Source organism: Emticicia sp. W12TSBA100-4, from assembly GCF_040253585.1.
Taxonomy (GTDB): domain Bacteria; phylum Bacteroidota; class Bacteroidia; order Cytophagales; family Spirosomataceae; genus Emticicia.
In genome coordinates, this window is record NZ_JBELAU010000011.1 from 23,774 (window position 1) to 48,561 (window position 24,788).

Sequence of the window (24,788 nt, forward strand, 5' to 3'; positions counted from 1 at the left end):
TATGAATCTAATAGTTTTTTCGCCAACAGATGACTTTGCCAAATTTGTAGATCAATGGTCTCAGCTCTATGACCCAAACACCAATTGGGAAGCCAACTACTATAAACATATAAAAATTGGCAAACCATTTACGCACAACGATATCATGGAGTTATTTGAATGGCAAAGCCAAGCAGGACTTGGAAAAATAAGAACAGCAGCAATTAAAGAAAAAATCTATCCGCATCTTGATTATATTAACGATATGAAGTTTGAGGAAACGCTTGATTTGACTGTTTTTAACGAAAAATTTGATGATGTGGCAGCCGTTTCAAGGACTTTAATTTTGCACATGATCAAACCTGAAGTTTACCCGATGTTTGACCAAAATGTGCATGTTGCGTACAATTTTATTCATGGAATAGAAATGGGACCAAACGATTATCCAATCAAGGCCGAACCAAGGTTAAAGTTTTATTTCAGACATTTTGTACCTTTCATCACGAAAGTTAAAGGCGATATTCCGATGAAGAAAATTGATGAAGCACTCGATACTTTTGGGCAATTGATTAAGCGAAATCCAAAAATAAAAATATAATTCGCCTTAATAGTTATGCCAATTCGTGGCTTTTTCTGAAATTTGTGCATAAATTATACTTCATGTTTATGACTAACAACCAACTCGAAAGAATTATTGACAATTTAGATACTGTTTTCAGAGGTGATGCTTGGCATGGGCCATCGGTAATGGAGTTTCTGAATTCGATGCCACTGGATATTGTAGATGCTCAAAAGAATTTTTCAAAACATACCATTTGTCAAATTGTATTTCATTTGACAGCTTGGAGAAAATTTGTTTACGAAAAACTCAATGATAATATTCGCTATGATTTGGTTGATGAAATTGAAAATTATGGCAGTGAAACTGATATTACAAAAGAGAATTGGCCAGTTTTGGTTAAAAACTTAAAGTTATCGCAAGATAATTTGATGGAAAAATTATCAGAATTTGATGATAGTTTACTCAATAGACTTGTGCCAGGACAAGACTATGACTTTTATAAATTGCTCACGGGTCTGATTCAACACGACACTTACCATCTGGGCATGATTTGGGTTTTATGGGACTGATTTCATTGAAAGTATATAATTTTCAAGCAATTATAAGCCTCTACTATAAGCTTTCGAGGCATTCTAATTATCAATTTAAACTTAAATAAAACTTTTCACGTTAGGATATTCACAAAAATATCAAACTCTTTGTCAGAAAAGAGCATTTAATTATGGAAGAATTGCAAACAACAGAACTTGAACGCATCAAGACCCTGCTCAACGCCGCTTTTCATGGAGGTGCTTGGCATGGGCCATCGGTTTTAGAAAACCTAAAAGATATTAGACCTAAAACGGCAGGTACTCGTCAGAAAAACATTCATACGATTGCTGAGTTAGTTTATCATATGACCACCTGGAGAATTTTTACTTTGAAAAAAATTCAAGGAGATTTTGAGTTTGAGATCAAAACAGAAAAACAAAACTGGGGAAATATCATAGAAGTGGATGAATTTGAGTGGGAAACATTACAAATGGAACTTACTTTGAGCCATGATGAGTTGATGAGTGCCTTAGAAGAAAAAGATGACAACTTCCTGCTTGAAATAGTACCTGGTGCTGAATATGACTTTTATACTTTGCTTCATGGTATTATTCACCATGATTTATATCATAACGGACAAATTGCAATTCTGAAAAAATCTGCTCCAAAAACAAGCAAGTTCGATGATGATGACGAATTTAGAACTACCAGCTACTTTGAAGATGAGTATTGATAAGTTCATGCTAATAAATAATAAAAATGCTCGAAACTAAAAAGTCGAGCATTTTTATTATAAGAGCTTCAAATTTCATTTTGCAAAGGGAATGACAATGAAAATATAGTATTTTCGGCTTTATTCGATGTCAATTTGATACTTCCACCATGTAATTTAGCAATTTTCTCAACTAACGAAAGTCCAATTCCATAGCCTTTTATGGTTGCTGTATTATTTGAGCGAAAAAATGGCTGAAAAATCATAGAAGAATCAATCTCACTAATTCCTTGACTAATGTTTGAAAAGTCGATTACGATATTATTTTGTTGGAGTCTAATTTTTACTTTGGTTGTCAAATTCGCTGAAAACTTACATCCATTTTCAAGCAAATTAAACAAAGCAATTCTCAATAAATAAGGATTTCCTAAGATACTGAATTCAGTCTCAGCATCAATTACATTTTCAAAACTAACCAAAACGATATATTCTGGTGTATTTTTCTTCAATAAATCTTTTGTTTCCCAGAGCAATTCATCGAGTCTGAGTGAACTAAACAAAAATGAATGGTTTTCTTCGGTCAACCTTGAAAGTTCTAAAAGCGTATGCGAAAGTTTACTTAAATTTTGAATATCTTCCAAGACCGAGTTTAGTGTCTTCTTGTAATCAACCATTTCCCTATCCTTCAACAAAACAACTTCAATTTGTGAGATAATCTTAGACAAAGGATTTTTTAGTTCGTGACTAACATTTGAAATAAAAAATCGTTGCTGTTTAAATGCTTCTTCATTGCGGTTCAGTAATTGATTGAATGTAATTGTCAGAATTCCAATTTCATCATCTTCATTTGTCACCTTTAGTCGCTTATTAAAATCTTGTGGATAAATATCATTTACTTGACTAATAACATCCGAAATAGGCTGCAAAGCTCTACCTGCAAAAAACCACCCTGTGATACCTACTGCAAAAACCAACATTAAATATAATAACAGCATTACTTGGCGTAAATTACTTAAAGTATCATTTCCGAAGAAATCAACTGCGGCTGCAATAATCAATAGATTTCGTTTCGACGATGAATAATTAATTACAATTATATCAAAATCATTTTCTTTAAATTCCTTATCAACACCATTGCGAACCAGCATTTCGCTTGTTAGAGTAAATTCTAATGAATCTTTGCTGCGATAAATTTCTTGATTAAAATTATTAAAAATTAAAATATTTTCTTTGAATAATAAATCACGATTTGATTCATTTATCTTGCGTAGCAAAGAGGCATCAATTTCGCTATTTTCACTTAAAAGCTCGGCTGTTGTAATTGCTTTTGAGCGAAGTCTTGAAAAAAAACGATTAGTTACATATGACTCATAGATATAATAAATGCCAACAAAAGCAGCTAAGGCAATGGTTGAAACCAGTAAAACAAATTGAATTGTAAGCTTCTGTCTAATTTTCATGTATTTTCGGTTTTTATGACGTAGCCCATTCCGTAAATGTTATGTAAAATTTTTACATCAAAATCTTTATCAATCTTCTTTCTCAATAAAGTGATATAAACTTCTACTACATTCGTATTTGACGAAAAATCTAAATCCCAGACTTTTTCTGAAATTTCACCTTTTGAAACCACCCGCCCTTGATTTCTGAGTAAAAACTCTAATAATAAGAACTCTTTAGCGGTTAATTCAATTATCTTCCCACCTCTTTTTACGCTTTTACTATCTAAATCCATTTCCAAATCAGAAAATCGAATTGTATTTGAACCAATATGTACTTGTTGAAATCTTTTTGTCAAGGCCCTTATTCTTGCTAAAAGTTCTTGAAATGCAAATGGTTTAGGAAGGTAATCGTCTGCACCTGCATCAAAACCGACAAGTTTATCTTGCAATTCTCCCAAAGCAGAGAGTATCAAAACAGGTGTTTGATTCCCTTCTCTACGTAATTCTTTACAAACATCAAAACCATTCATTCCAGGCATAATCACATCTGTAATAATTAGATTATATTCGTTTCGACGGCAAAGATGTAAGCCAATTAATCCATCATAACAAAAATCAACATCAAAACCATTTTCTTCAAGCCCTTGTTTAATAGACTGAATTGTCTTAATTTCATCTTCCATCAATAATATTTTCATAGAAATAAAAGTACATTTTTAAAATACTTGAGCTAAAATTCAAATATTTATTAGTTTTTAATTTTTGCTAAAGTGATAGTTAATAATTGAGGGCTTTTTTTGCTAAAGTTATCTTTCGCATTTTACTTCATCAAGTATATATGCAAAAAAATAACCCATTTTATATTGAGTATCATTTAAATAGATCAACCAAAAAGTATTTTAAAACATTATTATACATCAAAAATACTCAATCACAAAAAGCTTTTCACACAGCCCAATTCATCATATTTCTCAACTTTCAATCGCTTTTGAGATTCCCTATTAAAGAACTTATGCCTAAACTTATTCAATTAGAAACATTTTTGTCGGATAAAGGAAGTTTAACAGTTTTGGAGAAAATTCTGCCTGAAGGAATAAAACGCATCTTTTATATCTATAATGTAGAAAACCAAGTCCGTGGTGGCCACCGACACAAATTGACATACAATGCCTTAGTTTGTGTCAGTGGAAGTTGTAAAGTATATAACCATGATGGAGAAAAAGAAGAAATTTTTGATTTAGATTCTCCAGAAAAGTGTCTTTTGGTTGAGCCGAGAGATTGGCATACAATGTATGATTTCTCAAAAAACACAGTTTTATTGGTACTTTCCAATAGGTTTTACGAGAAAGAAGACTACATCTACGAAAAATATCCCAAAATAGGTGTTTAAAATTCCCACCAAACTTTATTTGGATACACACTATCCAGCACAACTGGCTCACCAATCATCGGAGTAGTAAGTTTTATTTCATCACTTGCAGCAGCTTTTAAACGTTTAATTGGCTCATTCCAAGCGTGGTTTGCCAAAGGGAATTTCGCCCAGTGAACTGGCATCAAAACTTTCGCTTTCAAATCTTTGGCAACCAAAAATGTTTCTTCAGGCAAAGTATGTATTTCGTGCCAAAGAACATTATACTGTCCATTTTCAAGCATAGCAATATCAAACGGGCCATATTTTTCACCAATAGTTTTAAAGTGCGTATCATAGCCCGAATCACCGCCTAAAAAGAGTTTATAGCCATGAATATTTAAAACAAACGACGACCAAAGAGATTTTCCACGAGCAAAACCACGTCCAGAAAAATGTCGAGCTGGTGTTGCAGTAACGTCAATATCACTGGCAACTTTCACATTTTCCCACCAATCAAATTCAACAATTTTCTCTGGGTTAACACCCCAATGTTCCAAATGAGCTCCAACACCTAAAGAAGTATAAAACTTCTTAACTTTAGATTGGATTTTTGTAATTGTCTGATAATCAAGATGATCATAATGATCATGCGATAAAAATAACATATCAATCACAGGAAAATCATCCACCTGATATGCGTCTGCTCCCTTGAAAGCTTTCACCATAAAACTAACTGGTGATGCACTCCCACTAAAAACAGGGTCTATCAATATGGTAGTTTCTTTCGATTTGATAAAGTAAGAAGAATGCCCAAACCAAATAATAGTTGGTTTCTCGGCTACTAAACTTATTAAGTTTGTTTTTAACGTTGGAATGGCTTTTGGTGGCTCAACGTTGTCAGGTTTATTGAAATAATCTTGTAATAATTTCCAATAACTTCCATCTTCTGACATTACTGAAGTAAAATTCAAATTCTGAAACACTCCATCTTTATAGTTTGGAGACTTCTGGATTCTTGCAAGCCTTTCACCTGTTGCATCTTTACCAAAAACTGCTGTTTGCATAAATCCCCAAACAACTATTGCCAAAATGGCTACTATTCCAACTATCCAAATAATCATTTTCTTTAAAATTTTCATCTTTTTTGTTTTGTTAGGTATTAACTCAATTCAGCCTTTGAATAGTTCCAAACTACAAAAAAGTATAAATTTCTATTCAAAAAATGCTTTTTATTACTCGTATTTGGCAAATTGCTAAAAATTTTAGATATTCGGGGGTGCAAATTTTCCTAAAAAATAATATGATAGAATTTAGCTTATGCTCGATTCTTAAAAACGTAAATTCCAATGTCGCTCATCAGTAATAACCTTAAATACTTGCGTCGAATCAACGGTTTGACCCAAGAACAATTTGCTCGCCGAATTGGCACCAAAAGAGCCAATGTGGGTGCTTACGAAGAATCAAGAGCCATTCCGCCAGTCGATACGCTCAAGATTATAGCCAATACTTTTGGCATTACAGTTGATGATTTTGTAAAAAAAGACATTCGTAAATTACGAGAAACACCCGACCTAACTTTTGGTTTTGAAGCAAAACCTTTCTACGCAAACGACAAAGAAGAACCCTCGAAAATTTCAGTTGAAATCGACCCTTTTGATATTCCAATTAATAAATTGCCTAATAATGATGTTTTCAATGAAACAAACTTTAGTAAAGTAAGCCCTAAAGAGGATTTTGAGAATTATTCAGCTCCCTCTATTGGCGATTTAATGAAAAAGTTTTTGGGTGATGAACCACCAGTAAGTTTTGAAAAAAATCAAGAGCCTAAGACCGTCGAAAGAGTAGCTCAAAGTGTCAATTTAAAACCGAGTTTCGAGCGAGAACCTTACGTTGCTCCACAACAAGCCCCTCTGCCGTCAAATTCACAACCAGTTAATAATCAACTGATTACTCAAAACATTCAACTGGTTAGACGTTTTCAGTTTAATGAATATTTGGTAAAACACAGCGACTTTCATTTTTTAAAAACACTCTCACTTTTTAATATTCCGACTCTTTCAAACGGAGACTATCGAGCATTTGAAGCAGGTGAAGATTTTGCTTTTGAAGGTGCATTGCTCGTTGGCACTTTGATAAGAAATTGGCATGAAATTGCCGACGGAAAAAACTATATTTTAGTAACAAAATCTCACGGAATAATTTATAGAAGAGTATATAATCAAGTAAAAATCAAAGGAACTCTCCTACTCAGCACCGATAATAATCGTTTTCCAAGCTCAGAAATTTCATTTACTGATGTGATTGAAACTTGGGAAATCAAAGCCTTTGTAAGCCATACTTTACCCGAACCAACCACTCCTTATAGTAAACTTGGAAATTTGGTCGATGAAATGAAATTTGAATTAGAACGTATTAAAAAATAAATGCAAATTACCTCTAAGCAACCCAATATTGGTACAACGATTTTCACGGTAATGTCACAATTGGCGGCTGAAACTGGTGCTTTAAATCTCTCACAAGGTTTCCCGAACTATAATTGTTCGCCAAAACTTATCGAATTAGTCAATCACCACATGAAGCAAGGAATGAACCAATATGCCCCAATGGCGGGAATTATGCCCTTGCGAGAAGCGATTGCTCAAAAAACATTGGATTTATATGGACTTTCTTACAGCCCAAACGATGAAATTACAATCGTATCTGGCTGTACAGAAGCACTTTATGCAGTTATGACTGCTATTATTCATCAAGACGATGAAGTGATAGTTTTTGAACCTGCTTACGATAGTTATGTGCCTTGTGTAGAATTAAACGGTGGAAAAGCGGTTTATGTAACACTCTCACCTGAAAATGATTTTGCGATTGATTGGCAGGCTGTAAAAGCAAAAATTACGGAGCGAACAAAAGCAATTATGCTTACCACACCGCATAATCCGACTGGTAAATGTCTTACTCAGAATGATATTGATTCGCTGGCGGAGATACTTAAAAATACCAATGTTTTTGTAGTTTCGGACGAAGTTTATGAACATATCATCTTTGATGGGCGAAAACACCTCTCGCCTGCCATGCACTCCGATTTAGAAGAACGTACTTTTGTTTGTGGTTCGTTTGGTAAAACTTTTCATACAACTGGTTGGAAATTAGGCTATTGTCTTGCTCCGAAAGCTTTATCGACAGAATTCCGAAAAGCACATCAATGGATTACTTTTTCTTGTCCAACGCCATTTCAATACGCTTTTGCCGATTTCTTGCAAGAACCAGATAATTATCTGTCGGTAACGCAGTTTTATCAAGAAAAACGAGATAAATTTATCAATTGGATAAAAGATTCGAGGTTTGAGTTGATTCCTGCCGAAGGAAGTTTTTTTCAGATGGTTTCGTATAAAAATATTACCGAAGAGTCTGATTACGATTTGGCAGTCAGATGGACAAAAGAAATTGGTGTCGCATCCATACCGATTTCGGTTTTTTATGCCGATAAAATTGATAACAAAATACTCAGATTTTGTTTTGCGAAAGATGACGAAATGCTCGAACGAGCAGCAGAAAGGCTTTGTAGGTTATAAATATTCGGGCAGTCCGCAGTAATATTATTGACTGTGGACTACCAACTATTGACTATTTACATTTTCATAATCTTCAATATCTTATTAGGCTGAATCAACAAAGATTTTCCGACTTCATACCAAAGTTCATCACCTGCATTCAAAAACAGACCTTTGTGCGATGGTTTCTTGCTGTGAGCAAACTCAGCTTCAAATTCACCAGAAAATGTATTTTTTAAAATATAATTAAGTTCGTCCCAAACTAAAACCTTTGTTTCGCTTGAGCCATCAATGATATTTGTGCGAACTAACTGTAATTTTCGCTCAATAAACGAAGCACTTACAAAAACTTCAATATTTTCGCCCGACTGTTTTTTTAGATATGTTAATTTCAGAGGTGCTTCTCTTCCAGCTTTTTCATAAACTGCTTGTTGGAGTTCTTCAATCAAATATTTGAACGCATCGGTATTTTTCGGGTAAAAACTTTTACCTTCAAAATCTACCTGCCAAAAATCTTGATGTGGCTCTAATGACTTGATGTACAATTCATTAGCAGACTTTAAACTTCCAAAAACCACATCCGACCAAACTTTTGGCAATGTGCCTTTCCAAGTAAAATCATCATTTGAAGTGAAGCCTTCATCAAAAAGTTCATCTTCGGTCAAATCTTCTCGGTCGAGGTAAGTCAATTCAAAACTTAACTCTAAATCTTGGTCAAAACTTCCATTTATCTCAATGGCGTGAGCAAATGGTGCTGGAATATTTTCAGCCGTTTGATATTTGAGGGAGAACGTAGGCATTTATAGTTTTAATTTTATCAATTTTTCCCGTTGGGGTTTCTATCATTTTTTCCACAAAAAATACTTCCTTCGGGACTTCAAATTTAGGCAAAATTTCTTTGAAACCTTGCAGAATATCTATCTTAGTTGCATCGTCTTTACTCGGAAAGACGTGATTTACCTCTTTTTCGAGTACAAAAATTAGTCTTTCTCCAAGTTTTTCATCGGGCAGACTAAACACAAAGTTTCGCCCGCTGAGTTTCTGTTCATCGGTCGAAAGCTTTTTCAAAATTCCTTCGGCGGCTTTTTCAACTTTCTCCAACTGAATTTTCACACCTCCACTATTTATCACATTATCAATTCTTCCGTGCAAAACAAAGCTACTGCCATTGATAATTTCGGCTACGTCATTAGTCGTAATCCATTCATTATCAGTAGTTTTCGATTTTATCATCAAACAACTTTCATCATTGAGTTTTACATCAACGCCATCGAGTGTATTAAAAAAATCTTCTTTTTCCGAACCGTTGATTCGTTTGGTAGCTATGTGAGTAATAGTTTCGGTCATGCCATAAGTTACATACACAGGACGATAAATTGTTTGTACTTTTTCAAGAATAGCATCATTGACTGCCGCTCCGCCTATGATGATTGCTTTGGCTGAATTGAGGATTTCGGAAAAAATTGGTTTACTTTCCAACAAAGTTTGAATTTGTAAAGGCACAAATGCAAAGAAATTTTGTCCTCGATTAGATTTTAGAATATACAAATGCTTCTCAATATCTTCAAATGGATTTGATTTTGGTTCGACAACCAACAAGTCCATACCGATTTCAAAGGCACGAACAAGCATCATCATTCCTGCAATATAGTCGATATTTAAGCAACAAAAAGCAGTATCTCCTTCTTCTAAATTAAAGGCTTTGGCAGTCATTTTTACCGATGCCAATATTTGCTTGCGGTGAAGAAGAATTTTCTTTGGTGTACCAGTTGAGCCAGAAGTCTTAATCTCGAAAGTTTCTTGACCCGACTCCCACAATTCTTTGAATTGAAAAACTTTTTTGTAGTATGGATTATTGGGCTGAGTATTGATACACGAGCCATCTCTTTCTAAAAAAATCATATTATAAAATAAAAATCCCTTCTCAATCTGTCAAATTGAGAAGGGTTGAATAAATATTTTGCTTTACAAAATTAAGCAAAAACTCTTAAAGTATTATTAGTTGCATCAAAAGATGTGTTATAACGAGTAAGCGGCGATGTAGCAGGGCTTTTGGTTACTGCTCCAGTTGATGAAAAAGTAGAACCATGATTTGGGCAAAGAAAATCATTGGTAGCAGCACGATAATTGATAGTTGTCTGCTCGTGTGTACATCTTGAATCGACTGCAATCCAACTTCCATTAGTATCGTTCACACGGGCAATAATTACTCTTTGAGCCGTTACTACCACCGCAGTGCCTTTATTTTTTAAGTTTGCATAAGCGGCGTCGTTGATATTAATGGTAAAATCTACTTTACCGCTGTTTCCTGTTGGATTTGGGTCTGGAATTTCACCACCATCTCCGCAAGATTGTAAACAATTCATGAGCATAATTGCTCCAAAACTTAGCCCAACCTGACGCATAAATTCTTTACGGTCAATCGTATTGCGGTTGGATTCTTCATTTAATACTTCTTTGTTTTCAACTTCATTAGCCATTGTTTCCTGCATAGTCTGTTTTTCTTTTATTAACGATGATAATAGATATATGTTTTCAAAAATATCCAAATAAATAAACAAATACAAACTTTCTCTTGTTGCTATTTGTGAGGGTATATTTCTTGAGAAAGAGTAAAGATTGGATAAAAAATATATAAATATTTATTTTTATAGTTTTTTTATCCATTATATTTGCAATACATAGATTTTTTATCAAAACTAACTTCACCATAAGCATAGTTTCTTTCGATTGAAAAGACATTGGGGCGGTGAAAATATAGAAATTAAAACTAAACTTATGCGATGGAACACAATCCGATAGATAAAATAAAAGTTGCTGAAAATCCAGGTTTGCTCGAATATGCTCATACCTCAGGCGGAGCAGTGATTCGCCCAGAAGACATGGGCAAGGTAAAAGGTAAAGCCCAATTGGCGATGCGTCAGCAAACCCACGAACAGATAAACAAGATTTATCGCCAAATGGAATTGCTTGCCCAACAAGCTAAAGAAGTACAAAATAGGATTGAAGTTTCGGAGCGTATCTACGATGCCGTAATGGGTTTCGAGCCAATTATTGGGCATATTTATTATTTATACGAAAAGAAAGATGGTTCTGATATACTTTCAATGGTTGCTCCAAACGAATGGGGAAGAAAATTTCCATTTAACCAATTTCTGGCAAAAGTATTTCTATTGGCCGACCACACTTGGAAAGTTGAGTTCTTTCAGGAGGATGACCGAACAGATACGATTGATTTGGATTAAAAATGTGGGGCGAACCGAGCGACGACCGCATCTTGTTCTCAGTATTACCTACAAATATCATAAAAAAGGGCGAACTCGGAAGTTCGCCCCACAAATAATTTACACACCTTCTGCTTTTGAGGCAGTCTTAGTATTGTCATCACTATGACGGTCAATGAGTTTGCTTATAGGGTCGATACCAGCCTTTTTAGGTTCTTCTTTTACAATGATTGTAAAAATATTTTCCTTTTTGGCAATTTTTCGTTTCTGCAAATAGAGCAACTTATCTTCGCCTTTAGCATCTTTTCCATACACACCAACATCAATCCAATCGTTAATTGAAATTGGTTTTTCATTTCCCGAACTATCCGCTCTAAATTTCTCGCTGATGGTTTTAATCGTCACTTCATAAGTCTTATCTTTTAATTGTTTGTAGCTTACACTTTCGGTTTTATTCTCGAAAAGTGTAATGGTTTCAAACATATCGGTAATCATATATTGCAACGAATCTGGCGTCTGAGCCTTGATGTATTTCAATAAATCATTGCTCGTCGGATAGCGTTTGAATTTAGAATCTGGTCCTGGATATTGCCAATCAGTCAAGAAATTACGCAGGGCAAGATTCACTTTTTCTTCTCCAATATAATCTTGTAGTGCATACATGACCACCGAACCTTTGCGATAATGAATGTAGCCTTGACTTTCAACCAAATTAAGTGGCTGTTCTTTTTTGCGTTCAGCCGAGCGGCCTCGTAAATAAGTGTTTAACTCATATTTCAAAAACTTCTGCATTAATTCTGGTTTTACGGCGTGTTTCATTACCATCAAAGCTGAATATTGAGCTTGCGTTTCTGATAACATCGCATTTCCTTTTACATTTGCTTCTGCCACTTGGTGTCCCCACCATTGATGACCAAGTTCGTGGGCAGTTACATAAAATGGCATATCTAAATCCTCTTCAGGGTCAGAGATTTTCTGAATAAAACCAATTCCCTCCGAAAAAGGCACTGTATTGGCAAAAGATTGAGCAAATTCTGCATATTTTGGAAACTCCATAATTCGCATTTGGCGATACTGATACGGGCTAAAGTTTTTTGAGAAATAATCAAAAGAAGCCTTCATCGACGACATCATTTTATCCAAATTATATTCGTGACCTTTGTTATAATAAATTTCGAGGTTTACACCATTCCATTTATCTTTCTTAACTTCATATCGTGCCGAAACAATGGAATAAAAATTACACATCGGAACATCCATTTTATAATGGAAATACTTGCGATTATTTTCTTCCCAAGATTTTTGCAAATACCCTGGTGCAATAGCCGTTTGGTCTTTCTCTGTTCCAATCACCATTTCAAAACGAATGTAATCGGCATCATCACCAAATAGGCTTTGCGATAAGCCAATTGGGTTATTTTGCTCCATCATACGTTCTTTTTCAGGTAATTTATTCGACCTACGAGAATCATCATCACCAATTTCGTACTGATTTGAGTAGCCTATAGTCGGGAAATATGTATTATTGAAGAATGTACCGTTATAAACTACATCCGTATTTGAGCCACCAGCCACAAAACCATTTGTTTCAAATTTTGTCTTGAAAGACATTTTTACAGAATCTTGTGGTGCAAGCGGTTTGGCCAAAGTATAAATCGTGTAACCAAACTTTTCATATTGGTTATTGGCTTTTGCTCCGCCATCAAATTTCAAATATTCAAGCTTCATTTTGTGTCTGATGTCATTCTGAATGTGTACATCAGCCATTGGTTTTTCGGTTTTATTTTTCAACCAAAAATATCCCTCGGCGATAAAATCTCGGCTGCTCGGATAAATCTCGACTTTTAGATTTACATCAATTATTTTGGGTTGAGGTAAATTCTCAAATTTCTTTAAAGTCTGTTCGTAGGCAACTTGCTTTTTCTCTTGTTCTTCTCTAGACTCGTATTTGTTAATATTATTTGTATTGTAAAACACATAACACCCCGCCCCAATAAACGCCAAGAAAGCAAAAATACCAAACGTAAGAATTGGGCGAGTAAGGCGAAGCTTACCAACTTTAATGCGAGTTTTCAAAAGAGCTTCTGAACCACGAACCGATAGAACAACGGCAACTATAAATAGAAAGACCACCAACATCAACCAATAGAACTTGAGCCATGAAAACGATGTAATGAAATGACCGTATTTATTCATATCAGAGTAGTCTCGGAGGCTTCCGCTGCCAAACATTATCAATGGATGCTGAATACCCGCTGCCCCTAAGAAAAATGTAGCCAAGAAGAAAACAAACATCATCGCAAAACCAATGAACTTGTTATTGGCCATGACTTGCACAAAAAATGAAAGCAATGTATATAGCACCAAGAAAGCGAGTGTACTTGTAAACAAGGTTTTAAAATACAATCCTATCTCAAAATTGAAATATCCGTGTCCTGCTTGAACTAAAATTCCTGCAACAATCAAAATCAAAAGTAAGCCAACGTAAACTATCAACATTCCAATAAATTTGGCCAGTAAATTGACCCAATCTGGCACTGGAGTGGCATCAACAATAAGGTGCATATTAGTTACACGTTCTTTCCAAATTAATTCACCAGAATAGAAAACTGCAATTATCAGAAAATACATATCAAAACCATTGAGTAGCCCCAGCACATTGGCTGTAATTGGGTACGAACTCGTGCCGTACATTTTTTGAAAGTAAAACGAGCTAACCGTCAAATCTACCAAGCCAACAAAAACAATGGCAATGAATGGTACTTCACGAACAATCATTTTGAGATAGAAAACGGCTTGTTTCCAAAGTTGTGAAAGGTTTGTACTGAGACCACTAAATTGCTGAACAACTGGAATTTTCACCAATTCAGGATTAATTTTTTCTTTGATTTCTTTGATTGCTTTTTTCTTGAAAAGACTATTTCTGACCACATTAAAGCTAAACAGAAAGTAAGTTGCGGCTAAAACCAAAAGCCCAAAACCTCCCCATGCTAATCGATTCCAAATTAAAATTCCTTCGAGCGGCACAATCTGAGAATTCTTTTGGGCGGGAGTCCAATACTCAGTAAAAATACTAAATGCACGGACACCAAACGGGTCGAGCATTGCCGAAAGTGTCTTATTATCAATATCTTGTAGTAAAGTATCGGATACTTGGTAAAGCACAAATAGAATTATACCTTGCGTATAAATAACAATCGTTGAACGACTCAATGCCCCTGCTGCGAAGAAAATTGCACCTTGAATAAAGAGATTTGTTACTCCCCAAACCATGAAAGGTTGCAAATAAGCCCAGGCATCAAAGGCAAGCATTGTTTTTTCTTTCCAAGAGGGGTCCCACGGCAAAAACTTCCCGATGGCAAAACCAAACATAAAGGCCAACCAAATAGAGCAGTAAATCAGCACCATCACCAAGAACGAACCGAAAAAACGCCCAAACAAATAATCGAATTTCGACATAGTTGTACTGAACATCAATGATTCGGTTTTATGTTCAAAATCACGGAGTACAGCCACACCCATTATTGCCGAACAAATAAACGTAAAGAAGAACGTCATGATGATGGTCATGAACGCCAAATTGAAAGGAGAATTTTCTTTGATTTGTCCACCAGCCACTCCACCAATCGTAACATATTTGGAGGTAACTGCCGCAAAACACAAGACAAATAATATAGCAAAATAAATATAAGTAGCAGGTCGATTTTTACGGTACGAAAACTCAAACCTAAGTATTTCATTTAGCATAGTTAGTTTTGGGTTAGGCGTTAGCAAAAATTTTCGAGAAATAAACATCTTCTAAATCACCAGCAATTGCTGTAAAGGTCCCATCAGGATTGGTGTCAGAAAGCACATGAATAATTGGATTTCCGCCAATCAGTTTTTCTGAAATCACCTTAAAATTCTGTTTATAATCAGATAATTCGGCCTTATTGATGCGTTTTTGCCAAATTTTTCCAGTAATCTGACTCAAGGCCTCATCAGGGCTTCCTTTGAATAGGACTTCTCCTTTGTTAAAAATTGCCATATCAGAGCATAATTCTTTCACGTCTTCAACAATATGTGTCGAAAGAATTACGACTGTATTTTCACCTAATTCCGACAAAAGATTTAAAAAACGATTTCGCTCGGCGGGGTCAAGGCCAGCAGTTGGTTCATCAACGATGATTAGTTTCGGATTCGCCAATAACGCTTGTGCAATTCCAAATCGTTGTTTCATTCCACCCGAATATCCGCCTAAATTTTTCTTACGGGCATCCCAAAGATTTGTTTTCTGCAATAAAGTTTCAACGACTGCCTTACGCTCACTCGAATTCGTGATACCTTTTAAAACTGCTAAATGATTGAGCAATGTATAAGCATCAACTTTTGGGTAAACGCCAAACTCTTGTGGTAAATATCCGAGTGTTTTTCGCACATCATCTTTTTGTTTCAAAACATCGATATCACCCAGTGTGATTGAACCATTATCTGGCTCTTGCAAAGTTGCGATAGTTCGCATCAACGAAGATTTCCCAGCACCATTTGGCCCTAAAAGCCCAAACATTCCTTGGTTAATGGTTAGATTGACATCCTTGAGTGCATGGACACCATTCGCATACGTTTTGTTTAGATTGGAGATGACTAATTGCATAGGGTTTGTGTTTAAATAGGTTTTATCTGAACTAATTTATATTCAAATTAAAAATTTCGCCCTGCTTTAGCCAACTAAATGTTATGAAAGGAACGAAGTTGGGTTTAAAGTACACATATTTTGTGACGAATTGAAGTAGAAATCAGCAATTAATTGACTATAAATGAAGAAAATAGCCTAAACAAAAAATGGCGAACTGAATTTCAGTTCGCCATTTCTATTAGCAATAAGTAATCTCGATTGATTATTGACCACGCAATGCACGAGGAATTGAGATAAAGGCAACTGGATTGCTCGCAGCCTCCAAAATTTTCACTCCTTCGATTTCTGCAATTGTACCAACTTTCACTGATTTACCTAAATCTAAATCTTTGATATCAATGTTGATATAATCAGGGATGTTCTTAGCTGGTCCTTGAACACGGATTTTTTGCATTTTCTGAACCAATTTACCCCCTTTCTTTTGACCTTCTGATGGGCCATGTAATTTTACTGGTACTGCAACTTTGATAACTTTATCAGGCGTGATTTCTAAGAAATCGGCGTGGATAATGCTGTCAGTAGTTGGGTGGTACTGAGAATCTTGTAAAATACCAGTGTAAATTTTGCCTTCGATGTTGATTGTTACTTCATAAACATCTGGAGTAAACAACAACGGACGGAATAAATACTGTGGTACATAAAAAGATACTTGCTCAGTTCCTCCGTATAATACACACGGAACCATTCCTTGACCACGTAATTCTTGCGATGCAGTACGACCGAGATTCGCTCTGTTATACCCTACAATCTCTGCTTTTTTCATTTTATTTTTTCTCCTTACTCTCAAATCGGAGTTTTTTTAGTGTATATTATACCTTGAGAGTTCAGTTAAAGGTATAATCTTTAGGAATTAAAGCCCTAAAATTTGTTGATTATTTATAAACAAGGTGCTGATTGAGCCATTATCACGAATTCGTCCGATTGCCTTTCCGAAAAGTTCGGCTACCGAAAGAACTTTGATTTTATCGTTTACTTGGCGTAATGGAATCGTATCAGTCACAATCAATTCTGTAAGAACCGAGTTTGAAATATTATCGTTGGCTTTACCCGATAAAACTGGGTGCGTACAAAACGCTCTCACCGATTTTGCTCCTTTCGATAAAATCAATTCGGCAGCTTTGCAAATCGTTCCGCCCGTATCAATCAAGTCATCGACCAAAATAACATCCGAACCTTCAACATCACCAATCAATTGCATCGAAGCAATTTCGTTGGCTTTTTTGCGGTGTTTGTCACAAATCACGATATCGGCATCGAAAAATGAAGCAAACTTACGACAACGAGAAACACCTCCAACGTCAGGAGAAGCAAATTTAAGGTTTGTGAGATTTTGTGCTTTTAAATAAGGAACAAAAACCGATGTGCCTTCAAGATGGTCAACTGGAATATCAAAGAAACCTTGAATCTGACCAGCGTGTAAATCCATTGTCATAACTCGGTCAGCACCTGCGGCTGTGAGCATATTGGCAATTAATTTGGCAGCAATACCAACTCTTGGTTTGTCTTTACGGTCTTGGCGAGCATATCCGAAATATGGAATAACTGCACAAACGTAGTGAGCCGAAGCTCGACGAGCGGCATCAATGAGCATCAAGAGCTCCATGATATTATCGCTCGGTGGAAAAGTAGATTGAACAATGAATACATCACAGCCACGAACGGACTCATCAAAACTCACTGAAATCTCACTGTCGGCAAAACGGTTGATGCTAACACCCCCTAAATCTTTGCCATAAAAATCTGCAACTCGGCTCGCCAAATAATTAGATGACGTACCAGAAAATATCTTAACTTCTGCCATGTTATTGGTTATGTCTCGAAAAGAAAGTGCAAAGGTACGCTTTTTGCTCAAAAAATCACAGACAGGATTGATTATTTTCTGAAATTTTACATAGATTTGCAATATTCATGGATTAAACTGTTGATGCCCATGACCAATAAAAGATTGAAATTAATGCAGTTGTCGTTAGTGGACGAAGTTCCAGAGTTAAACAAAATTTTCTTTTTAGATGTTTTTGCCGAATCTTATTTTGATTCGGGCAGAAAACGTATGCGTTTGAATACGATTAATGGCCAAAGCGTTCCACGAGATTTGAAGGTGAGTTGTCCGTCTAAATTGGTGGCCCATTATCCCGAAGGCACAATTTTCAAATTAGATGCCCGCCTGATTCGTCGTGGCGATGGTAGTCATCCTTATTTTGTGGCGGTCAATCGGAGTAACTTACAAAGAGCTTTAGAGTTTTTTGATTATAATTTGAAAGTGCAAAACGGTTTCGATTACGAATTTCCTAAAAAGAAAGAAAAGAAAGAAAAAAGTTCTAAGAAATAAACTTACTTTTAGAACAGCAATTAACCTTCATCCGATTGAAACCCAGTCAATCAAATAAGATATCCCTTAAAAACCAATTTCGTCGGCTCTTGGCTGGGGGGCTTTTTATTATATTCTTGGTAAATTCAATTGGCTGTTTTATCTACTTTGAAATCAAAAGAAAAAATATCAGGCACGAAATCAAACATAGCATCCTTCATAAACTCCCTGATAACCAACTCGTTAGAATTATCAATAACGAATATAACGACAAAGAAGAATTTGAAATGAATGGCATTATGTATGATGTCATGCGAAAAGAAGTCCATGACGGTCAAGTAATTCTTTGGTGTTTTAAAGATAAGAAAGAGACTGAACTGAATCGTTCTATCGAATCAATGGTTAAGAAAGATGTAGCCAATAGTCCAATCAAAAAAACGCAAAAAATCCTCCTCAATTTTCTTAAAACCCCTCTTAGTATTTTTGAAAAGCCACTGTTCACTTTTCAGTTTAAAATAAATCTGCACATAAAATTCACCTTTAATGCCAAGCTTTTGACAATTTTCTTGTCGGTAGCTTCTCCTCCACCCGATTACTTTTAGCACATAAAGTTTTTATGAAGCACACTTCGATATTCAATTGAAGTGTTTATTTCTCTATTCACAATTTTGTGCAATAGTTATCTGTGTTAAAAAAAATTGACTAATAATGAAATACATATATATATTAATGCTTCTACCTTTTAGGGTATTAGCACAAATCGACTCGACCGAAAAAAACATTTCGCTAAACGAAGTGGTAGTTGCGGGTAGTAAATTTGAAGCTCAAAGAGGAACCCTTCCGAATCAAATTAGTTTAATTTCAAAAAATCAGATTGCCTTTCAGAATACACCCAACACGGGCGATTTACTAATCAATTCGGGTAATGTTTTCGTGCAAAAAAGCCAAGGCGGCGGCGGAAGTCCAGTCTTGAGAGGATTTGAATCGAGCCGAGTTTTGGTTGTGATTGATGGAATCAGAATGAATAATGCCATTTACAGAGCAGGACACTTACAGAATGTTTTACGTATCGACCAAAGTATGCTTGACCGTGCCGAGATTTTGTTTGGGCCAAGTTCGGTAATATATGGTAGCGATGCACTTGGCGGTGTAATGAGCTTTAAGAGTAGAAATCCGACTTTGGATAAAATCTCAGCATCGGCATACACTCGATACTCTTCTGCTTGGAACGAAAAAACGGTTCATGCTGACGTAAACTTAGGTTTTAAAAAGTTTGGTTCGCTTACAAGCATCACTTATTCTGATTTCGGAGATTTGATTCAAGGCGATAAACGTACAGAAAAGTTTCCTGATTTTGGAAAACGATTATTTTATGCCGAACGAATTGACGGAAAAGACACAAAAGTGACCAATACTGACTACAATAAACAAATTGGAAGTGCCTACACTCAGTATGATATTCTGCAGAAATTTATGTATCAGCAGTCAGAAAAAGTGAAGCATACGATTAACTTACAATATTCAAACAGTTCGGATGTACCTCGTTATGACCGCCTTACAGAAGTTTCTGGTACAAATCCAAGGTTTTCGGAGTGGTATTACGGCCCTGAAAAAAGGTTTCTGGCGGCGTATCATTTAGAGCTTTCAGATGCCAAAATTTACGATAAAGGTATGATTACTGCCGCTTTTCAAGATATTGAAGAAAGTCGAATTTCACGAAACTTCAATAATCTAAACAAGAAAAGTCAAATCGAAAATGTAAAAGTTTTTACCTTAAATGCTGATTTCCAAAAAGTTATCAACGCTAATACAGTGCAATACGGAGCAGAATTGGCCTATAATGATGTAAAATCAACGGCGTCAAACCTCAATATCAGTACAAACGTAATTACGCCCGCAAGCACTCGCTATCCGGATGGTAAAAATACGATGCGTTCGTTGGCAGTTTACTTAACCGACCGACTAAACATTTCGCAAAAATTTTATATCAATGGTGGTTTACGATACAATGCCATTAATTTAAATGCAGAATTTAAGGACAAAACTTTCTTCCCGTTTCCTTATGATAAAGTAACTCAAAATCCCAACGCTCTATCGGGGAATTTAGGAGTTGTTGCACGTCCTGTTAATAAAACAAAATTGAGTGCTTTATTTTCGAGCGGCTTTAGAAGCCCCAATATTGATGATATGACAAAAGTTTTTGACTCAAAGGCAGGAACTTTAGTTGTACCAAATCCAACTATTAAGCCTGAATATACGTATAATTACGAAGCATCAGTCAATCAGCAAATTGGTGAAGTATTGACAATCGAAGCTACGTATTTCTACACCCAATTCAAAAATGCAATCGTTACCGCTCCATTTACATTGAACGGACAAAGTACCGTTGATTTTTTAGGTGCAAAAAGTACCGTCTTAGCGAGTCAAAATGTTCGTGAAGCTCAAATAAATGGCTGGAATGTAGCAGTTTATGCTAAATTAACACCTGATTTGATTTTTTCAAGTACTTTGAATAATACTAAAGGTAAAATCAAGGACGATAAGAATACACCACTTGATCACATTCCGCCAATGTTTGGACGAACGGCGATAAAATTCAACAAAAACAAACTCCAAATCGAAGCATTTAGTCTTTATAATGGCTGGAAAAAAAATGCTGATTACAATCCAGAAGGAGAAGATAATGCACAATATGCAACAGCCGATGGTATGCCTTCGTGGTGGACTTTGAATTTGAGAAGTGCTTTTCAGATTAATAAACATTTACAAATTCAGGCTGCATGTGAGAATATTCTTGACAAAAACTACCGCAATTTTGCCTCAGGAATCAGCAATGCTGGGCGTAATTTTATTGTTACTTTGAGAGGAAATATATAAATTTGACAGCGTTTCTACGGAGAATTTACGTCTTAGATAAAACACCCATCTAAACGTAAATTTTCCGTGATTACAGCAACTACAGAAATTTACTTCAACCCATTAACCCGCAAGCCACTATTGAACTCTAATAGTTTGATGGAAGTAGTAGAAGATTGCCTAAAAGGCAAAGAAAGTGCTATGAAGAAGTTCTACGAGCATTTTCACGGCTTTGCTTTGTCGGTCTGTCTAAGTTACTGCGAAAACCGTGACGACGCTTTGGAAATAATGAATGATGGTTTTTTGAAAGTTTTCAAAAGTTTGGATAGGGTTGAGAATATCGAACGCATCAAACCATGGCTCAGACGGATAATGATAAATGTAGCGATTGACCATTTTAGAAAAAATATTAAAAACCAAACCACCCAATTACCCGAAAATATTGTAGAACCAAACTTTGGCGATACCTCAGTTTATGCTAAACTTTCATCAGAAGATATCATGGTAGCGGTGCAAAGTTTACCGACCAATTATCGCTTAGTTTTTAATCTTTATGCCGTAGAAGGCTATTCGCATAAAGAAATCGGAGAAATGCTCAAAATGGCAGAAAGTACATCTCGGGCAAATCTATCATTGGCCAATGGGTTGCTTCGAGAGAAGCTCCGCAAAATGCTTTAAATCATGCAAGACGAACAACAATTTCATCGGTTTGTCAGGGAAAAACTTGAGGGTTTAAGTCCTGAAAAATCACCCGAAGACTGGAAAAAGATGAGACGTAAGTTGCTTATTAGCAAAACTTTACGCTTCCTTTATCCTACTTTTGGGTTGCTGTTGCTTAGTTTGGTTTATATAGTTGTGAGCGAAACGCCAATTATAGAGTTTTACATGAACAGCAAACCTTTATCGCTCGAACTTAAACCTTCTGAACCAGAAGAACAGACAAATATTGCTACTAAATCTACACCAAATACTGCTATTTCTAAACCAACTGAAGAAACAATAGCAAAGGTAAACGATTCCCCAGTTTTCCCAGAATTATACAACGAAACCCAAGAAATCAGTGAGCAAACAGAAAATGAAGTAAAACTCAGTAAAATAACCAACAAAAGATTAGTTTTCAAGAATGGCCTTGCTGACGATTTAGCCGAAAAAGAAATTAGATTTATTTCGGCAAGTGCGGTTTCGATGAGTGATAAAATTTCGAGAGTACGTGAACTCGGCAAAACTTATGAACTAACTTCGTATGATGCTCTCGATAGAAATATTGATAAATGGAAAAACGTGGTGCTTGTCTGCGATATTACCTCAACGATGTTTCCGTACACCACTCAAGTTTTCGATTGGATGAGCGAAAATACTGATAATCAATCAATTAAAGGAATAGTGTTTTTTACTGACTGTGATAGCCTCGGGCGTCAGACTCGTGGTCGCCTTCCTGGAAAGATGTTTGCAGTCAGAAGTAAGGATGAACTCGTACTTTGGGATACTATGTTTGCTGCTATCAACAATACAGAAAACAATAAAGACAAACCCGAAAACAATATTGAAGCATTGCTTTATGCTCAAAAACATTTTCCCGATGCAGATGAATTTGTGATGATTGCAGATAATAGCACGCAAGTAAAAGACATGAGGCAATTATCAAAAGTAAAGAAAAAAGTACACATTATTCTTTGTGGCGAAACTTACGAAAAGAATGTGGCTTTTCAGAGCGATTATATACAAATAGCAAAGAAAACAAAAGGCACGATTCACACACTTGAAGATGATATTGAAAACATTGAGAAAGTCAAAGAAATGAGCGTTGTTAGGGTTGGAAATATTTATTTCCGTTTCCATAAGGGCAAATTTTATACAACCAAGTTTTTGAAGAGACCAAACACCCCCAACCCCTAAAGGAGAGTTTAGAACAGATTAAGATTGCGTAGAATTAGGTGTTTGGGACTTTATTTCCAAATTACCTCCACAACTTCTTCACGAGTCATAACAGTTGTTTGCTTTACTGATGAATTACGTTTGAGAGGAATAAAATTATATTTTGCTTTAACTGATTCTTGCGTAAGTACATGTCTTGCATTTTTCTTATGAAAAACCACCGCAATTTCTCCTAATGGCATCGGAATTTCAACTTGTTTCTCGTTTTCTGCCACTTCAACAACTCTCGGTTCAGCTTCATTTAGCTGTCTTTTTGCCGCTAATTTCAATGCTTTTTTAGCACTTGGAATACCATATCCAATAAAATTATTGCCGTATGGATAAAGACTAGCTGATTTTTCAAGAATTGAACGAATTTCTTTATTCTTTAAAGTTGGGTGTGCTTGCATCATACACGCCACAAAACCTGTTATCACAGGAGCAGCCAGCGATGTTCCAAAAAGTGAAAAACATGAAACATTGGGCTTCATATAAGTCAAAAACTCTGGTCCAATACTGCTATAACCCATTTTCATACCCAGTTCGTTGGTTGCCCCGATGGCAATTACACCATCAACATCGGCTGGAGTCGAGATAATTCTCCACGAACTATCATCACCTTCATTTCCAGCAGAAACCACCAAAACTATACCTTTTTCATCTACTGCCATTTTGGCCGCCCGAGCAATTACACTCGTTTTTCCGTCCATTTGGTCAGGTGTATAACTTTCCTTCGGATTTGAAAAGCCTTTTGCGTAGCCTAATGAAGTATTTATCAATCGTACACCCAGACTATCCATCCATTCCATTGCAGCCATCCAGTTGTCTTCTTCACCTCTAAATTCTTTGTTACCACTATCGGTTCGAGCTAAATAAAAACTGGCGTTTGTAGCGAGTCCAATTTGAAAGTTTTCTTTATAATTTCTACCAGTAATAGCATTCAAAACTTCGGTTCCGTGAAAATCAGAGGCAGATTCTCGTTCTCCAAAATAGTCTTTTTTCTTAGGGTTTACATAATCTTTTACACCTAAAATCTGCTTTCTTTCAAACAAATGTTTGAGGGTTTGAGTATCGTTAGCACCGAAAAACCCTGCATCAATTACACCTATCGTTACACCTTTGGCGGTAAGGCCCGCCTCTAAAAAATGTTCGATCCCAATTTGCTTCATCGCAAAATCAACACGAAGGTCGTCTTCTTGCTGACGTTTAACATCGGTAAGGTTGTGAACCTTGCCGATGTTTTTATTAGTATGCTTTTGTGAATTCATACTTGCAAGCACAGCCCGACTTTCAATAGGTACGATTTCTTTAACAAAACCAAACCTCTTTACTCTTTCTATTTGAGCCTCAGATAAGTTAACTGATACAGCATTTAACCATTTTGATTTGACAAGTGGCCGAATACCTGACTTTTCTAAATCGGCAATGTATTTTCTCGTGAGTGGTAAATCAGAGAATTGACTTTCGCTTAACCCAAGCATTCGTCTATTTTCTTTGCACTTTTCAGAAATTGCAGGCTCCACACTAATATCTTTATCTATAAAAACTACCCAATATTTTGATTCTTGAGCTTCTACTTTAAAAACAGATGCTAAGAGTAAAATAAAAATTGAGAAAATCTGGTTGAATCGAATCATTCGTGTTTGATAATTTATAATTTCGCAAATATTCTAAAAATTCTACATA

At 35.7% G+C, this 24,788-nt stretch carries 23 protein-coding genes; 12 read left to right on the forward strand and 11 right to left on the reverse strand.

Annotated features, from left to right (window positions below; translation table 11 throughout):
- The first annotated feature begins 1 nt into the window (after position 1).
- The 3 genes from ABR854_RS16970 to ABR854_RS16980 all read left to right on the forward strand — a co-directional run bounded on the left by ABR854_RS16970 (position 2) and on the right by ABR854_RS16980 (position 1,805).
- Positions 2-577, forward strand: coding sequence for a hypothetical protein (locus tag ABR854_RS16970; RefSeq protein ID WP_350266777.1), 576 nt, complete (start codon positions 2-4; stop codon positions 575-577).
- A gap of 68 nt (positions 578-645) precedes the next feature.
- Positions 646-1,110 (forward strand): DinB family protein, encoded by a 465-nt coding sequence (locus tag ABR854_RS16975; protein ID WP_350266779.1) that lies wholly within the window; start codon positions 646-648, stop codon positions 1,108-1,110.
- 152 nt (positions 1,111-1,262) lie between these two features.
- Positions 1,263-1,805: a DinB family protein gene (locus ABR854_RS16980; RefSeq protein WP_350266781.1), complete on the forward strand. Its 543-nt coding sequence runs from the start codon at positions 1,263-1,265 to the stop codon at positions 1,803-1,805.
- Between the two features lie 68 nt (positions 1,806-1,873).
- Here the strand turns inward: ABR854_RS16980 and ABR854_RS16985 are convergent, their stop codons facing one another.
- Both ABR854_RS16985 and ABR854_RS16990 read right to left on the reverse strand, forming a co-directional pair.
- Complete coding sequence (locus ABR854_RS16985) at positions 1,874-3,244, reverse strand: HAMP domain-containing sensor histidine kinase (RefSeq protein WP_350266783.1); 1,371 nt, start codon at positions 3,242-3,244, stop codon at positions 1,874-1,876.
- Entirely contained in the window at positions 3,241-3,924 is a 684-nt protein-coding gene (locus ABR854_RS16990) for a response regulator transcription factor (RefSeq protein ID WP_305952365.1), read from the reverse strand. The genes ABR854_RS16985 and ABR854_RS16990 overlap by 4 nt, the downstream gene beginning before the upstream one ends.
- A 314-nt stretch (positions 3,925-4,238) precedes the next feature.
- Here ABR854_RS16990 and ABR854_RS16995 point away from each other — a divergent pair, with 314 nt between their 5' ends.
- Positions 4,239-4,616 carry a sugar 3,4-ketoisomerase gene (locus tag ABR854_RS16995; RefSeq protein WP_350266785.1) on the forward strand — a complete coding sequence of 126 codons (378 nt, stop codon included), beginning with the start codon at positions 4,239-4,241 and terminating at the stop codon, positions 4,614-4,616.
- Here the strand turns inward: ABR854_RS16995 and ABR854_RS17000 are convergent.
- Positions 4,613-5,716: an MBL fold metallo-hydrolase gene (locus ABR854_RS17000; RefSeq protein ID WP_350266787.1), complete on the reverse strand. Its 1,104-nt coding sequence runs from the start codon at positions 5,714-5,716 to the stop codon at positions 4,613-4,615. The two genes, ABR854_RS16995 and ABR854_RS17000, sit on opposite strands and share 4 nt — an antisense overlap.
- 207 nt (positions 5,717-5,923) lie before the next feature.
- On the opposite strand from ABR854_RS17000, the gene ABR854_RS17005 reads away from it, so the two are divergent.
- Positions 5,924-7,000: a helix-turn-helix domain-containing protein gene (locus ABR854_RS17005; protein ID WP_350266789.1), complete on the forward strand. Its 1,077-nt coding sequence runs from the start codon at positions 5,924-5,926 to the stop codon at positions 6,998-7,000.
- On the forward strand, positions 7,001-8,146 hold the full coding sequence (locus ABR854_RS17010) for a methionine aminotransferase (RefSeq protein WP_350266791.1): 1,146 nt from the start codon (positions 7,001-7,003) through the stop codon (positions 8,144-8,146).
- A gap of 56 nt (positions 8,147-8,202) precedes the next feature.
- On the opposite strand, the gene ABR854_RS17015 is transcribed toward ABR854_RS17010, so the two are convergent.
- From ABR854_RS17015 to ABR854_RS17025, 3 genes are all read right to left on the reverse strand, one after another.
- The gene (locus ABR854_RS17015; protein ID WP_350266794.1) at positions 8,203-8,925 is read right to left on the reverse strand and encodes a hypothetical protein; all 723 of its coding nucleotides are present in this window, start codon (positions 8,923-8,925) and stop codon (positions 8,203-8,205) included.
- Complete coding sequence (locus tag ABR854_RS17020) at positions 8,891-10,027, reverse strand: AMP-binding protein (protein ID WP_350266796.1); 1,137 nt, start codon at positions 10,025-10,027, stop codon at positions 8,891-8,893. Before ABR854_RS17020 ends, ABR854_RS17015 begins: the two co-directional genes overlap by 35 nt.
- A gap of 71 nt (positions 10,028-10,098) precedes the next feature.
- Positions 10,099-10,617 carry a QcrA and Rieske domain-containing protein gene (locus ABR854_RS17025; RefSeq protein ID WP_350266798.1) on the reverse strand — a complete coding sequence of 173 codons (519 nt, stop codon included), beginning with the start codon at positions 10,615-10,617 and terminating at the stop codon, positions 10,099-10,101.
- Positions 10,618-10,908: 291 nt separating this feature from the next.
- Between ABR854_RS17025 and ABR854_RS17030 the strand changes: the two genes are divergently transcribed.
- The gene (locus ABR854_RS17030) at positions 10,909-11,370 is read left to right on the forward strand and encodes a DUF2452 domain-containing protein (protein ID WP_350266800.1); all 462 of its coding nucleotides are present in this window, start codon (positions 10,909-10,911) and stop codon (positions 11,368-11,370) included.
- Between the two features lie 99 nt (positions 11,371-11,469).
- Here ABR854_RS17030 and ABR854_RS17035 read toward each other — a convergent pair whose 3' ends face one another.
- The 4 genes from ABR854_RS17035 to ABR854_RS17050 form a co-directional block, all read right to left on the reverse strand.
- Positions 11,470-15,096, reverse strand: coding sequence for a M1 family aminopeptidase (locus ABR854_RS17035; RefSeq protein WP_350266802.1), 3,627 nt, complete (start codon positions 15,094-15,096; stop codon positions 11,470-11,472).
- A 13-nt stretch (positions 15,097-15,109) separates the two neighbouring features.
- The gene (locus ABR854_RS17040; protein ID WP_350266804.1) at positions 15,110-15,982 is read right to left on the reverse strand and encodes an ABC transporter ATP-binding protein; all 873 of its coding nucleotides are present in this window, start codon (positions 15,980-15,982) and stop codon (positions 15,110-15,112) included.
- Between the two features lie 244 nt (positions 15,983-16,226).
- Positions 16,227-16,787 (reverse strand): 50S ribosomal protein L25/general stress protein Ctc, encoded by a 561-nt coding sequence (locus ABR854_RS17045; RefSeq protein WP_350266806.1) that lies wholly within the window; start codon positions 16,785-16,787, stop codon positions 16,227-16,229.
- 87 nt (positions 16,788-16,874) lie between these two features.
- Positions 16,875-17,825, reverse strand: a complete 951-nt coding sequence (locus ABR854_RS17050) for a ribose-phosphate pyrophosphokinase (protein ID WP_350266808.1) — start codon at positions 17,823-17,825, stop codon at positions 16,875-16,877.
- A 129-nt stretch (positions 17,826-17,954) separates the two neighbouring features.
- Here ABR854_RS17050 and ABR854_RS17055 point away from each other — a divergent pair, with 129 nt between their 5' ends.
- The 5 genes from ABR854_RS17055 (at position 17,955) to ABR854_RS17075 (ending at position 23,084) form a co-directional block, all read left to right on the forward strand.
- A complete protein-coding gene (locus ABR854_RS17055; protein ID WP_350266810.1) occupies positions 17,955-18,353 on the forward strand; it encodes a hypothetical protein in 399 nt (132 codons plus the stop codon).
- A 116-nt stretch (positions 18,354-18,469) separates the two neighbouring features.
- The gene (locus ABR854_RS17060) at positions 18,470-18,934 is read left to right on the forward strand and encodes a hypothetical protein (RefSeq protein ID WP_350266813.1); all 465 of its coding nucleotides are present in this window, start codon (positions 18,470-18,472) and stop codon (positions 18,932-18,934) included.
- 106 nt (positions 18,935-19,040) lie between these two features.
- A complete protein-coding gene (locus ABR854_RS17065) occupies positions 19,041-21,209 on the forward strand; it encodes a TonB-dependent receptor plug domain-containing protein (RefSeq protein ID WP_350266815.1) in 2,169 nt (722 codons plus the stop codon).
- 66 nt (positions 21,210-21,275) lie between these two features.
- Complete coding sequence (locus ABR854_RS17070) at positions 21,276-21,866, forward strand: RNA polymerase sigma factor (protein ID WP_350266817.1); 591 nt, start codon at positions 21,276-21,278, stop codon at positions 21,864-21,866.
- A gap of 3 nt (positions 21,867-21,869) precedes the next feature.
- Positions 21,870-23,084, forward strand: coding sequence for a hypothetical protein (locus ABR854_RS17075; RefSeq protein WP_350266819.1), 1,215 nt, complete (start codon positions 21,870-21,872; stop codon positions 23,082-23,084).
- 50 nt (positions 23,085-23,134) lie between these two features.
- Here ABR854_RS17075 and ABR854_RS17080 read toward each other — a convergent pair whose 3' ends face one another.
- Positions 23,135-24,739: a S8 family serine peptidase gene (locus tag ABR854_RS17080; protein ID WP_350266821.1), complete on the reverse strand. Its 1,605-nt coding sequence runs from the start codon at positions 24,737-24,739 to the stop codon at positions 23,135-23,137.
- Positions 24,740-24,788: the final 49 nt, after the last annotated feature.